This is a genomic window from Thalassobellus citreus (assembly GCF_044385915.1).
GTDB classification, from domain to species: Bacteria; Bacteroidota; Bacteroidia; order Flavobacteriales; family Flavobacteriaceae; genus Thalassobellus; species Thalassobellus citreus.
Map to the genome: position 1 here is coordinate 179,814 of NZ_JBISCC010000121.1, position 13,548 is coordinate 193,361.

General features: G+C 31.3%; 13 protein-coding genes. 2 read left to right on the top strand and 11 right to left on the bottom strand.

The genetic code is table 11. The features are described 5' to 3' along the window. Positions 1 to 41: 41 nt before the first annotated feature. The 10 genes from ACH5TX_RS06890 to ACH5TX_RS06935 all read right to left on the bottom strand — a co-directional run bounded on the left by ACH5TX_RS06890 (position 42) and on the right by ACH5TX_RS06935 (position 8,808). Positions 42 to 1,535 (bottom strand): DUF3570 domain-containing protein, encoded by a 1,494-nt coding sequence (locus ACH5TX_RS06890; protein WP_439338796.1) that lies wholly within the window; start codon positions 1,533 to 1,535, stop codon positions 42 to 44. A gap of 9 nt (positions 1,536 to 1,544) precedes the next feature. Then, positions 1,545 to 1,754 (bottom strand): DUF4266 domain-containing protein, encoded by a 210-nt coding sequence (locus tag ACH5TX_RS06895; RefSeq protein ID WP_439338797.1) that lies wholly within the window; start codon positions 1,752 to 1,754, stop codon positions 1,545 to 1,547. A gap of 1 nt (position 1,755) precedes the next feature. Continuing rightward, positions 1,756 to 2,748, bottom strand: coding sequence for an FAD:protein FMN transferase (locus tag ACH5TX_RS06900; RefSeq protein ID WP_439338798.1), 993 nt, complete (start codon positions 2,746 to 2,748; stop codon positions 1,756 to 1,758). Further along, positions 2,738 to 3,178: a thioredoxin family protein gene (locus ACH5TX_RS06905; protein WP_439338799.1), complete on the bottom strand. Its 441-nt coding sequence runs from the start codon at positions 3,176 to 3,178 to the stop codon at positions 2,738 to 2,740. The genes ACH5TX_RS06900 and ACH5TX_RS06905 overlap by 11 nt, the downstream gene beginning before the upstream one ends. Positions 3,179 to 3,314: 136 nt before the next feature. Further along, a complete protein-coding gene (locus ACH5TX_RS06910) occupies positions 3,315 to 3,803 on the bottom strand; it encodes an ABC transporter ATPase (RefSeq protein ID WP_439338800.1) in 489 nt (162 codons plus the stop codon). A 7-nt stretch (positions 3,804 to 3,810) separates the two neighbouring features. After that, positions 3,811 to 4,452 carry a hypothetical protein gene (locus ACH5TX_RS06915; RefSeq protein WP_439338801.1) on the bottom strand — a complete coding sequence of 214 codons (642 nt, stop codon included), beginning with the start codon at positions 4,450 to 4,452 and terminating at the stop codon, positions 3,811 to 3,813. Positions 4,453 to 4,471: 19 nt separating this feature from the next. Next, positions 4,472 to 5,266, bottom strand: coding sequence for a (Fe-S)-binding protein (locus ACH5TX_RS06920; RefSeq protein WP_439338802.1), 795 nt, complete (start codon positions 5,264 to 5,266; stop codon positions 4,472 to 4,474). Positions 5,267 to 5,386: 120 nt separating this feature from the next. Continuing rightward, a complete protein-coding gene (locus tag ACH5TX_RS06925) occupies positions 5,387 to 6,700 on the bottom strand; it encodes a 4Fe-4S dicluster domain-containing protein (RefSeq protein ID WP_439338803.1) in 1,314 nt (437 codons plus the stop codon). An 8-nt stretch (positions 6,701 to 6,708) separates the two neighbouring features. Then, a complete protein-coding gene (locus ACH5TX_RS06930) occupies positions 6,709 to 7,641 on the bottom strand; it encodes an MlaD family protein (RefSeq protein ID WP_439338804.1) in 933 nt (310 codons plus the stop codon). A gap of 51 nt (positions 7,642 to 7,692) precedes the next feature. Continuing rightward, entirely contained in the window at positions 7,693 to 8,808 is a 1,116-nt protein-coding gene (locus tag ACH5TX_RS06935) for an N-acetylmuramoyl-L-alanine amidase family protein (RefSeq protein WP_439338805.1), read from the bottom strand. Between the two features lie 175 nt (positions 8,809 to 8,983). Here ACH5TX_RS06935 and ACH5TX_RS06940 point away from each other — a divergent pair, with 175 nt between their 5' ends. After that, positions 8,984 to 11,749 carry a putative LPS assembly protein LptD gene (locus ACH5TX_RS06940; protein WP_439338806.1) on the top strand — a complete coding sequence of 922 codons (2,766 nt, stop codon included), beginning with the start codon at positions 8,984 to 8,986 and terminating at the stop codon, positions 11,747 to 11,749. Between the two features lie 76 nt (positions 11,750 to 11,825). Next, positions 11,826 to 12,206 carry a RidA family protein gene (locus ACH5TX_RS06945; protein ID WP_439338807.1) on the top strand — a complete coding sequence of 127 codons (381 nt, stop codon included), beginning with the start codon at positions 11,826 to 11,828 and terminating at the stop codon, positions 12,204 to 12,206. 2 nt (positions 12,207 to 12,208) lie between these two features. Here the strand turns inward: ACH5TX_RS06945 and ACH5TX_RS06950 are convergent, their stop codons facing one another. Beyond that, positions 12,209 to 13,417, bottom strand: coding sequence for a response regulator (locus tag ACH5TX_RS06950; RefSeq protein ID WP_439338808.1), 1,209 nt, complete (start codon positions 13,415 to 13,417; stop codon positions 12,209 to 12,211). Positions 13,418 to 13,548 lie beyond the last annotated feature (131 nt).

Genomic DNA, 13,548 nt, shown 5'->3' on the forward strand with positions numbered 1-13,548 from the left:
AAAGACTTTAAGATAGAATTATAATAAGGTTGTAAACAAATTTAATCCATTACAAACTTAAATCCTGCCGAAATAATACCAGCCGTTAAACCTGTGTTTCTTTCGTAACTATTATATTTTAAATCGATACTTTTTAAACCAAACTTACCAATATGTGTTTTGGCAAAAATATCGGTATAACTCACACCAAACCCATATTGATTGGCATTAAACTTAGATAAATCATAATCTGAAGTATAAAATTCGCTAGTAGACACGTTTGCTTCATATGGCGCAAAATAATCGGCTGCGGTTTGATTATAATAACGATATGATGGATATAAAGTAAACTTACTAGAAATTTTTATAGGTAATTCAATTTCAGCAGTATGCGATGTAATCCCCCAATCGTCAGAGTAAAAACGATAATAAGTTCTAAGCGTAAAAATTTCATTTAAATAATAATTTAAACGCATACCTACAGGTATTTTAAAACGTGTACTTGGTAAGCGTTCTATATCATCAGCTAATTGAAATACATCTTTATTTATAGGTGTATCATAATTAACAATATTTATATTATTGTCTCCTGGATTCCCTATATAATAATTATCTACATCACCAAAATACACACGTTGCATCGGGTTAGATAGCCAACCATCTTGTTGAACCAAATCAAAAAACAAAGAAATTTGTGCGTTCTTACTTAGTATTTGAGAAAAACTAAATGATAACGAATACGAGTTTCTTGCTTTATCATTAATAACAGGCGATTTTACTGGAGACCAAATATTACTACCATTTTTATTTATAGCACTTCCACTCTGATCTAATATATCAACATTGCCAAAGAAACTATTATTTAAATTCTCATTAGCATCTACAAAATAAGTATCTAGTTCTGTAGGATATACCGGTTTCCAAGCATCTAAATATACTTTAGCACTTACATTTAGAGTTGTATTCTTTTCATTAAAAAGCTTAGTTATACCTCCACCAAATCCAATTGAAGTATAATCAAACTCATTAGCTAAAGACACATCGGCATTAACAATAGTATTTCTATCATCAGAACTATGACTATAATCTGCACTAATACTAGCCCAAACATCACCACTTGAAGCTCCTGAAGACGCTGCCCATGGTGTTGGAGCAACCACTCTAGTTGTGGAATTATTATTTCCAGATCCAGAACTAGATGCACTTGAAATTGCTGCTGGATTGGATGTTGTTACTTCTTTAGTTCTATCAAACGGATCTAAATTACTTGATGATGCCGATGTGTACGCAGAAAAACCTGCATCTATAGTTAAAACATCGTCATCATTTAGCGGCACACTTACTACAAATGTTGGTGTGAAATCGGTTAAATGCTCATCGCCTATTCCTCCCGTAACCGAAGCATTATTGCCGTCTTGAGAATAATAACTTGTTAAAAAATCCACCTCTGTAGTTTCTAAAACACGTTTTTTATAAGTATTTGTTTCTTCTTGTTTTTCTTGAGCAAATCCTATTGCTGCAAAAAATAAAACTGGGACTATTAATATTTTCTTCATACTAACTACTTAATTACAACCACAACCTCCACCAGATTTTCCGCCATTAGCTCCTGACGCTGCTTCTCTATATACCTGAAAGTTTGTTGTAAACCTATCAGAACCTTTTTTTGTTAGAGCCATATCTGGATCATTTATATTTACTTTTTCATACTCTTTAACAACCGTACAGGAGGTTAATGAAACTATAATTAACAATACTGTTACAAATTTTGTCATATTAATTTGTTTGATTTATGTTTATATTTTTTGATGTTTGAAGCTTATTATTCTTATCAACAAGAATACACTCCACTCCTTTTAACTGGTTTATAAAATCTAAGCCCACATCTACGCCCATTACAAAAATAGACGTAGCTAAAGCATCAGCTAACTCTGCATTTGCAGTAAAAATAGTAGCACTTAAAATACCTGTACTCGGATACCCTGTTCGAGGATCAATTATATGTGAATACAAAACATTATTAAAGGTCACATACTTTTCATAATTACCAGACGTAACAACAGCACCATTACTTACAGGTAACCATGAAAAAACTTTGCTTTTATTTAACGGATTAACTATTGCAACCATCCAATCTTTTCCATCGGGTTGTTTTCCCCAGGCATTTAAATCGCCCGAAGCATTTATAATACCTGAATTTACACCATTTTTTATCAATAGAGCTTTGGCTTTATCTGCTGCATAGCCTTTGCCAATGGCACCGAAACCAATTTTCATCCCTTCTAACTTTAAAAAGACAGAATGATTACTTTCGTCTAGCACAATGTTTTTATACCCAACTTTTGCAATTGATTTTTTTATCGCTTCCGCGGAAGGTATTTGCGTCATACTACCATCAAATTTCCAAATTTTATCCATAGATGCATACGATATATCAAATGCGCCTTTAGTTAAATCTGAAATTTTAATAGCTCGTTTTATAAGTTGAAATAACTCATCATCAACCACTACAGGTTTAATCCCTGCATTTTTAATTATTTGAGATGTTTGTGAGTTTACATCCCAAGATGATATTAATTTTTCAATTCTATAAATTTCATTAACAGCTAAATCAATATATGCTTCGCCTTCTTTTTGAGAATTGGCAACTACTGAAATATCAAAACGACTGCCCATTAATTTAAGCGTTCGCTTATAGACCTGTTGAGAAAACGCAGAAATATTTACTATAAAAACAAAGACAAGTGTAAATGTTACTCTATTTTTCAAAAGCTGTTAGTTTTTTAAAATAAGCAGATGGTGCTATTTTTTCATAACCAGTTTTTCCTAAAACCTCTCCTTTTGCGTTTAAAACAACAACCAAAGGAAAATAGCCTTGACTATTATAAGTCTCTGCCAGTTTTGCATTTTGAGTTGCTAATGCTTCTGGTAATTTGTTTGCTTTTCGTCTAGGAAAATCTGCTTGAAGCATTACAAAATGATCTTTAGCTAATTTTTGAAATTCTTGAGAACTCCAAATTTCTTTATCTAACTTAATACAAGGTCCGCACCAATCGGATCCTTGAAACACCAAAATTATATTCTGGTTTGTTGCTGAAGCTTGTTGCTTTGCTTCTTCAAAATTTGTAGTCCAATCTTGAGCAAAAGTTGATAAACTGAGTAAAAACAAGCATAAACTTGTGTAATAAATCTTTTTCATCAAAAATATTTTTAAATAAATGTAAATTGATTTTTTAAATTTACAAGTAACATTTGTTACTTATACTTAAAACAATTAACTATACAAAAAAACGCAAGTTTTTTGGTAATATTTTCTAAAAAAGAAGAATTAACAATTATTTAGCTAAAAAACGACTGTGCCAACTTTCGCTTGCAGGGACTTCCCAATTTTCATTAAATTCAGCAATATTATTCACTAAGTTATTAAAAACAATGGTGTTTTTTGAAATGGCTTTATCTTTTGCCATCTTTCTAAAATCGGTAAGGGTTTTATATGCAATGTATTCCCCTTGTTTGTAGGACACATTCATTTTATCCATTAAATCGATGTTATATTCTTTTTCTAACTCTTGAATAAAACGCACAGAAGCATCTATAGAACAACCTGTTGCCTTATTTAAATTCTGATTTAAACCAAGAACTATAAAACGCTTATATCTAATTAAATATCCAGCTTCTAAATCACCACCATGAGCGGTCCAGTTTCCAATGAAAATTTCTGTTTTACCTTGAATTTCTTCTATTTCTTGTTCGGTAAGCGAACGGTTTGCTTGATATATCCAAACACGAGATTCTTCTGGTAATGTATTAAAGTCTACTAACATATTTTTATTAAAGTAATTCTAAATATTTAACAACATTCTTTTTTACATACTTACGCACACTCAAATCAAATAAATCTATTTCTTTATAATAAATTTTAAATGACTTTTTAAAATTAGACTTCTTTAATAATTGATAACCTTCAAATTGTTCGTTTATTAAAAAAATATGAGACTTATCAAAATCATCTTTAACTTCAAAATATGATATAGCATCGTTATTAAGCCCAACTAATTGAGCTTCTAATTGAAGATCTTCTTCGTTTTTTGCTACAGGTTCAGCAGGAGAATCTTCTTCAATAATTTCACTTAATTGATCGTTACTAAATATAGACATAAACTCGACACCACAGGTAGAAACCATTTTTAAACCAACTTCCTCTCCAATAGCTTCAAAAGTATCCATACCTGCATTTGCTAGTTCTTTTGATTCGCTTTTTCTTTCATTAAAACTTTTCATTAAACATAAGCCTAATGATACTTCTTTTTGAGTTAAAGTTTTATCGGAAGTAAATGAAGTTTTATCATTCTTTATACACTCACAAGTATCTTCTGCTATTAATTGCAAAACCTCGTCTTTAGTTTTATCTTGAGAAAAAATGTTACTGGAAAAACATAAAGACATGAATAAAAGAAATGTGTACTTAAGCATATTATTGATTTTTAAATTTTTATAAATTTTGAGCATTCGCAATTAATTCGGCAACATCTAAAACAGTAATTTCTGCTTCTTTTTCTTTAAATTTTACACCATCGGTCATCATGGTGTTGCAATACGGGCAACCTGTTGCTATGATGCTTGGTTTTGTGTTAAGCGCATCTTCTGTACGTAAAACATTAATTTCTTTATCACCTTTTTCTGCATCTTTAAACATTTGTGCGCCTCCTGCTCCGCAACATAATGCTGTTTCTTTATGGCGTTTCATTTCAACCAATTCTACGCCCATAGCCTTTAATAATGTTCTTGGAGCTTCGTACACACTGTTTGCACGACCTAAATAACAAGGATCGTGAAATGTAATACGTTTGCCTTTAAAGGTATTTTCGCTTTCTATTTTTAAACGTCCTGTAGAGATTAACTCTTCTAGAAACTGTGTATGGTGTTGTACTTGGTAATTTCCTCCTAGTTGAGGATACTCGTTTTTAAGTGTATTATAAGAATGCGGACATGCAGTAACAATGCGCTTTACTTCGTAAGCATTTAAAACTTCTATATTGGTTACGGCTTGCATTTGAAACAAAAACTCGTTTCCTGCGCGTTTAGCAACATCGCCTGTACAACTTTCTTCGGTTCCTAAAACAGCAAAATCGACCTTAGCGTTGTTTAATATTTTAACAAAAGCTCTCGTTATTTTTTTAGCTCTATCGTCATAACTTCCTGCCGAACCTACCCAGAACAAAATTTCTGGTTGTCTGCCTTCTGCCATACAATCTGCCATGGTAGGCACTTTTAAAGCTTCACTCATGTTCTTAATTTGTTAGGTTGTTGTACTGCGCGTTAGGGATTGTAGCGGCATCCTTTTTTGTTTTTCACAAAAAAGATACAGCGAAAAGCCCGACCCTTTATGGGTAACGCCCAAATTATTTTACTCGTCTTTCCAGTTTAATCTGTCCATTTGATTATATGGCCAAGGTGCTCCATTATTCTCGATATTAGACATCATGTTGTTTAACTCGGTTGGTGCTGCACTTTGCTCCATAACCAAATAACGACGCATTTCTAAAATAATGGATAAAGGATCTATACTTACTGGGCAAGCCTCTGTACATGCGTTACAGGTGGTACATGCCCAAAGTTCTTCTGGCATAATATAATCGCCTAATAACTGTTTGTTATCGTCTACAAACTCGCCTTTATTAGCATCAATATTTTTACCGACTTCCTCTAAACGGTCGCGGGTATCCATCATTATTTTTCGTGGCGATAGTTTTTTACCTGTTAAGTTTGCTGGACATTCGCTTGTGCAACGTCCGCATTCTGTACAGGTATAGGCATTTAGTAATTGTACCCAACTTAAATCTTGCACATCGCTGGCTCCAAATTTAGCAGGAATTTCTTCGTCTGCTCCTTCAGCTGGTGCTGCAAACGGATCGATGTTTGGATCCATCATCATTTTTACTTCGTTGGTAACTGCTTCTAAATTATTTAGCTGCCCTTTTGGAGCTATTTTACCATAATAGGTGTTTGGAAACGCTAATAATATATGAAGGTGCTTTGAAAAATATAAGTAATTTAAGAATGTTAAAATACCAATAATATGTAACCACCATGCTCCGCGTTCTATAATATGAAGTGTACTTTCGGTTAAACCACTAAACAGAGGTGTTATAAACTGACTTATAATGTTGCCTGAATTGACTGCTTGAAAATGAATATCGGTAGCATTCATAACCAAAAACAAGGTCATTAGTACCATTTCGAAATACAGAATGTAATTACCATCATTTTTTGGCCAACTGGTCATTTCGCTTTTCCAGAAACGTTTTATTTTTATTATGTTTCTTCGAATCCAAAAAAGAGTGACAGATACTAATACTAAAACAGCTAATACCTCGAAAGCTCCTATTAAAAATCCGTAAACAGCTTGTGGTAATACGCTTAAACCTATTCTGTGCGTACCAAAGAGTCCGTCAATTATAATCTCTAAAACTTCAATGTTTATAATTATGAAACCTACATAAACAATAACATGTAAAAACCCTGAAACAGGGCGGCGTACCATTTTACTTTGCCCCAAGGCTATCATTGCCATGTTTTTCCAACGTTGCGATTTATTATCGCTTACATCTACATCTTGACCTAATTTAATATTACGAATAAGCGTCTTTACATTTTTAGTAAAATAGCCTATCCCTAAAATTAATAAGACAGCAAAAATTATATTAGGAATATATTCCATTTGGTTATTTAGTTAGTTTGTTCCTCTTGGTAAGGTATTTCTTTTTTAGATAATACTCTAAAATAGCGTTTCGGGTGTAGTTTTATATCTCTAAGAAGCTCTTCCATTTCTTTAGTTGCTCCTTCAAGATTATTATATAAACCTTCTTCGTTAATTAGTTTTCCTAAACTTCCTTTATCGCTATCTATTTTGGATAATACAGTATTTAAATTATCTAAGGTTTTATTTAATGATGTTACAGTAGTACCAACATTAGCGTCTTTCAATTCTGTTGTTAAAGCTGCTAAATTCTCACTTGATGTTTTAAATTTTTCTAACATCGCAGTAATATTTCCATTATTATCAGAAATAAAACCATTTACAGAATTGGAAGTATTTTTAAACGATTTTAAAGTTTCGTTTAATTCTGCTATCGTTTGTTTTAGGCCCTTATCAGATTCATCAGTAACAAGCTCGTTTAAGCTAGCCATAAGGGTGTCTGTAGTTTTTAAGGTTGCATTTAAATCGGTACTTAATCCTGAAAAGTTTTTTGAAAGACTTGTTACTAGACCAACTTCTATAGTCGATTTTAATTTATCTCCTGGTTTTGCTGGTTCACCATCGTTTTTAATAAGTAACGCTAGTCCGTTGCCTCCCATTAAACCGGTTTCGTACATTTTAACGACACTGTTTTTTGAAAATTTTAATTCTTCATTTACAAAAAAAGTAACAATGGTTTTTCCTGTTTTATAGTCATATTCAATGTCTTGAATTTTACCAACTTGGTTACCTCTAACAGTTACAACCGAAGCCTTTGATAAGGCGTTATAATCAAACTCTGTATAATATGAGTTGGTTGATTCTAATAAATTTTTACCATTTAAATAATTAAACCCAAAAATAACTAAGATTATTCCTGATATAACTAATAAAGCAACTTTAACTTCTTTTGATATTTTCAAACTATAATGTTTTAGATGTACAAATTTAAAATAAATTTAAAAAGAACTCACTTAATTACTTGTTGTTTTTAAAGCTTCTGTTAGTGATATTTTTTTATCATCTTTAAAAGCAACAATAAAACTAGTGGCATAGCCTTTTCTTTTAGCATCGCTTGCTAATTTTTTTGTTTCATTATAATTTGAAGTACTTCCATAAAAGTATTTATATAAGTTTCCTTCTTTAACTCTAGAGACATTGCTCAAACCTTTAAAATTATAAGGTTTTGTTTCTAGTTTTTTTGAGCTTGCTGCTATTTGAATTTTGAATGTGATATCATTGTAAACAGATTCATTTTCTATAACTGGCTCCAAATTAACATCATCACTTTCATCAACAAAATCCCCAATATTATTATCTAAAGAGGCCTTATATTCTAGGATAGACTTTACTACAGATTTTGAAATTTCTTGTTGTCCCTTTTTTGAATTTAAATAAACACCTTCTTTATTATTTGTTAAAAAACCTAGTTCAATTAAAACACTTGGCATTGCCGTTTGATGAATAACCCACAAACTTGCCTGCTTTACGCCTCTACTATATCTTTTGGGTCCTTTTGTAAAATTCTTCTCTATAATACTTGCCAGTTGAATACTTTGATCGGTATATTCTTCTTGCATTAAAGTTAAACCAATTGTAGTCTCTGGCGAATTAGGGTTAAATCCTTCATACTTTTTTTCATAATCATTTTCGAGAAGAATAACCGAGTTCTCTTTTTTTGCTATTTCAAAATTACGCTTTGTATTTGCAACTCCTAAAACAAAAGTTTCTGTTCCATGAGCTTGCGTATGATGCGAGTTACAATGTATTGACACAAACAAATCTGCTTTTGCTTTATTTGCTATTTTAGGTCGTTCTTTTAAATCTACAGCAACATCGGTTTTACGTGTATAAACAACTTTTATATTAGGGTTTTTCTCTAGTTCTTTACCTACTGCTAACACTACTTTTAAAGCAATGTTTTTTTCTTTATAACCATTTCCTAAATTACCTGGATCTCTACCTCCATGTCCTGCATCTAAAACAACAATAAATTTATCTCTATTAACATCTTGCTCATCATCAATAAATGAAGAAAATGTTAATACTATTATAAAGCATACGAAAAGTAATATTGAATTCGTTTTCATCTTGGTATAAATATTGTGCTTAATCGAACCTATGTAACATCAAGTATAATTTTACTTTTCACAAAGTATAATTAGAGATGATGTATTAGCGATTTAACGACTAAAAAATTCGGTTTATTTTAATTTTAAATTTTTAACTGAATAATAAATCAATCACAGAAAAATATATGTAATTTTGACTTTTCAAAAACCGAGCCATACTTTTACAAAAATACATTTAAAAGCGTTGCAGACAAACAACTTTAAAATACTTTTTGCATTAAGTTTTACAGTGTTTATTAACACGTTAAGCTTTTCCCAAGATATTGCAAAACCTACCGATTCTATAAAACCTAGCGTTGAGGATACTGTTTTTCTAAAAACTTCAGATAGTCTTGTTGCCCCTCTTATTTCTGAAAAAACTCAAGACTCGACTTTAACAGACTCTATAAAACCTAAAAAAGAACTATTAGAACATATTGTAGACTACCACGCAAAAGACACCACAAAGTTTAATAGAAAAAAACAGAAATTATTTCTATATAATGAAGCCTTCATTAATTATGGCGACATGAAAATTGAAGCTGGTAAGATTATTATTGACTACACAAAAAATACAGTTTACGCCAAGGGTATTATAGATTCTACTAAAGGTTACACACAAAAACCGGTATTTACTCAAGGCACTAACATAGTAGAACCAGATTCTATCATTTTTAATACCGAAACTAAAAAAGCTCTTATATATAATTCTAAAACCGAACAAGGTGAAGGGCATGTTATAGCATCTATTACTAAAAAAGAAAATGATTCGGTCTATTTTTTAAGAAATGCTAAATATACAACCGCAGAAGATCTTGAAGACCCAGAATATTATATTAGACTTCTAAAAGCTAAAATTGTACCTGGTAAAAAAATTATAACAGGTCCTGCTGGCTTATACATATATGATATACCAACCCCCATTTGGTTGCCATTTAGCTTTTTTCCGCAGTCTGAAAAACACACCTCTGGTATTTTAATGCCTAGTTTTGGTGAGCAAAACGAACGTGGTTTCTTTTTACAAAATGGCGGTTATTATTTTGCTATAAATGATTATGTAGATTTAGCTGTTGTTGGTGATTACTATACAAATGGAAGTTATGGTATTAGAACAGAAAGCACCTATTCTAAGCGTTATAAATTTAGAGGTAATTTATCCTTTAGATACGAAAGCTTAATTACAAGCGAGCGTGGTTTTCCAAATTATGCAAAAAACACCATATACAATTTACGTTGGTCTCATAGTCAAGATTCTAAGGCGAATCCTAATTCGCGTTTTTCAGCTTCAGTTAACTTAGGTAGTAGTAAGTATTATAAAAACTCTATTAATCAAATAAATTCTGGGTCTTTTTTAAATAATACCTTATCGTCTTCGGTTTCTTATTCAAAAACTTTTCAAGGTGAACCACAGGTTAATTTTAGTGTTACTGCCACACACTCTCAAAACACCAATACCAATCAAATAAACATGACGCTCCCTACATTTCAAGGAAGTGTTGGTAGAATGTATCCATTTGCATCAAAAACTGGTTCTAAAAAAGGAATCATACAAAACATAAACTTACAGTATAACCTTAGAGGTGAAAACAGAATACAAACAACTGATTCTCTTTTCTTTAAAAAAGAAATGTTTGATGATGCCAAAGCCGGTTTTCAACATACCATACCTCTAACTACAAATTTTAAATTATTTAAATATTTTAGTTTAAGTGCAAGCACTAATTTTAATGAAGTTTGGACGTTTAAAACAATTAAAAAAACATTTGACCCTATAGAAAGAAAACCTATAACTGAAACGATAAATGGTTTTGATTCTTATAGAACATATAATTTCAACACGAGTTTAGGAACTACTGTGTACGGTATGTTTAACTTCGAAAAAAGTGGTGAAGACCGAAAAATTAAAGCTATAAGACATATTATTCGCCCTTCTTTAAGTTACAATATAAACCCTGCTTTTGATAAATATTACGACTCTTATGAAGTTGTTAGCGCTGATGGATTAACTACAAGTGATGTAGATTATTCGCGTTTTGAACAAGGTGTTTTTGGTGTGCCTGGAAAAAACTTCTCAAGCTCAATAGGTATGTCTGTTTCAAACAATATAGAGGCCAAAGTACGAGATAAAGATAGCACCGCTACTGAAGCAAAAAAGATTATTCTTTTAAACAATTTAAACTTCTCAACATCTTACAACGTTGCAGGCGACTCGCTTCAATGGAGTCCTGTTAGAATGAGTGGTAGCACCCAAATTCTAAATAATAAAATGAGTATTAATTTTGGTGCTACTTTAGATCCGTATGCGTTAGATAACAATAATAAAAAAATTGATAAATTTAATATTGATAATGGTGGTAGCTTGTTTAGATTAACAAGTGCTAACCTTACAACTAGCTATTCTTTTTCAAGTAAAAAAGGCGGTAAAAAGGATTCAAAAGATTCTACAGAAAGAGGTATTCAAGAAAACTTACGTAGCGGTGGTCGTGATGATGATTTATTTGGTGTAGGCGAAGATTTTGCAAGTCAACAAATTAATAATGATAATAATGAAGACGATGATGACACTCCTAGCGAGTTTTATAATTATCAAATTCCTTGGAGTTTACGTGTTGCCTATGCTGTAAATTACTCTAACTCTAGTCGTCAAAATGAGATATCTTCTCATTCACTTATGTTTTCTGGAGATATTAGTTTAGGCGAAAAATGGAAAATAGGGGCTTCATCTGGATACGATTTAAAAAACGCAGGATTCACCTATACACAATTACGTTTTGAACGCGATTTAATGAGTTGGCGTATGAATTTTAGTTGGATACCTTTTAGTACCAGAGCATCATGGAATTTCTTTATTGGTATAAAATCTAGCCTTTTACAAGACTTAAAATACGAAAAACGCAGACAACCAGATATTAAACTTTAAGAGTTATAAAACGTAAACATCCTTTTAAAAATACAAATGTTACATGTGATAACACAAAAAACGATACATTAAACACATGAAAAAAATCATAACAACACCAAATGCCCCCGCTCCTATTGGCCCATATAATCAAGCTGTACTTAGCGGAAATACCTTATATACATCTGGACAAATTGCTTTTAATCCAGAAACAGGCGTATTAGTTTTAGATGATATAAAATCCGAAACTACACAAGTTATGAATAACTTAAAAGCTGTTTTAGCAGCTGCTGATATGACTTTTGATAATGTTATCAAATCATCTATTTTTATTAGTAATATGGATGACTTCACAAAAATAAATGATGTGTACGGAAGTTATTTTGATGATGCTACAGCTCCTGCACGTGAAACAGTACAAGTTGCTAGGTTGCCAAAAGATGTAAATGTAGAAATAAGTATGATTGCTGTTAAGTAATTTTAAGCAGAAGCATCTTTTTTATCAGCATATTTAATCAATAAACCTTTAAGCTTAGCAAGCTCTATGGGTTTTGCTAAAAACTCATCTATACCAGAACGTTTGGCGTTAACAATATCTTCTTCAAAAGCACTGGCTGATACAGCAATTATAGGTGTTTTATTTGTTTTATATTTCTGAGTTTCCTTAATAGCCTTTGTCGCCTGATAACCATCCATATCTGGCATGTAGATATCCATAAATACCATATCGAAATCTAGTATTTTATACAATTCTACAGCTTCAATACCATTTTTAACAAACGTACAATCAGCCCCCTGTTTTTCTAATAAAAACTTAATAACCTTTTGATTCATTCTGTTATCTTCTGCAACTAAAACACTAAACTTTTCTTGTAATATAGGAGCAGCTTCTTCATCTTCTGCTTTAATATTAAGTGTCTTTTTTAATTGTAAACTAAAATAAAATGTAGACCCTTCATTTTCTTTACTTTCAAGCTTTAATTCTCCTCCCATTAAACTTACCAGTTGACGAGAAATAGACAAACCTAAACCACCTCCTTTGTAATCTTTAATAACTTTAGGATTAAACGTTGTAGAATTATTTAAAAAGTGTTTCACTTCATTGGCATGCATACCAACCCCCGTGTCTTTTATATAAAAAGTAACAATTTGATCATCATCTATACCAACTGTTTGATCTACAATAATTGATATTTTTCCTGAATTTGTAAACTTAATAGCATTATTAATTAAATTAATAATAACCTGTTGAATTCTTACAGTATCTCCTAAAAGCGAAAACTTTCTATTCTTTTCTTCAAATAAAAATTTAAATTCAAATTCTAATCCCTTTTCCCAAGCTTGGTATTCAAAAACTTTAAAAAGGTGAGACAAATCTGATTTTAAATCTAATGCTAACATATTCAATTTAACATTACCTGTATCAACATCAGCATTATCGGTAACTAGGTTGACAAGTTGCAACAAATGTCTTGAAGAATATTCGGCAATTTCAGCTTGTGCTTTTTGATCATCGTCTAATTCGGTTTGCTTCAACATATTCAACATTCCTAAAACCGTATTAAGTGGCGTTCGTATTTCATAACTCATATTAGCCAAATAAATAGATTTATGATTGGCTATTTCTTTTGCTTTTTTAACTTCCTGTATAAGTTCGTCAATTCGAGCTTTAAGGTTTAAAATAATCAAGCCGTTTTTTAACTGATTTTTATAAAAATACTGCAAAGCAAAAACTTGAAGTATAGCAAGAACAAACAAAAACAAGATTATATTTTTTAAATCAATCTTCTTTTCAATAAAACTGTATCCTAAAAAAAGGA

Coding starts and splice junctions, on each gene's coding strand:
- ACH5TX_RS06895 (WP_439338797.1), bottom strand. CDS start 1,754: ATGACAAAATTTGTAACAGTATTGTTAATTATAGTTTCATTAACCTCC.
- ACH5TX_RS06890 (WP_439338796.1), bottom strand. CDS start 1,535: ATGAAGAAAATATTAATAGTCCCAGTTTTATTTTTTGCAGCAATAGGA.
- ACH5TX_RS06945 (WP_439338807.1), top strand. CDS start 11,826: ATGAAAAAAATCATAACAACACCAAATGCCCCCGCTCCTATTGGCCCA.
- ACH5TX_RS06935 (WP_439338805.1), bottom strand. CDS start 8,808: ATGAAAACGAATTCAATATTACTTTTCGTATGCTTTATAATAGTATTA.
- ACH5TX_RS06920 (WP_439338802.1), bottom strand. CDS start 5,266: ATGAGTGAAGCTTTAAAAGTGCCTACCATGGCAGATTGTATGGCAGAA.
- ACH5TX_RS06910 (WP_439338800.1), bottom strand. CDS start 3,803: ATGTTAGTAGACTTTAATACATTACCAGAAGAATCTCGTGTTTGGATA.
- ACH5TX_RS06925 (WP_439338803.1), bottom strand. CDS start 6,700: ATGGAATATATTCCTAATATAATTTTTGCTGTCTTATTAATTTTAGGG.
- ACH5TX_RS06905 (WP_439338799.1), bottom strand. CDS start 3,178: ATGAAAAAGATTTATTACACAAGTTTATGCTTGTTTTTACTCAGTTTA.
- ACH5TX_RS06915 (WP_439338801.1), bottom strand. CDS start 4,452: ATGCTTAAGTACACATTTCTTTTATTCATGTCTTTATGTTTTTCCAGT.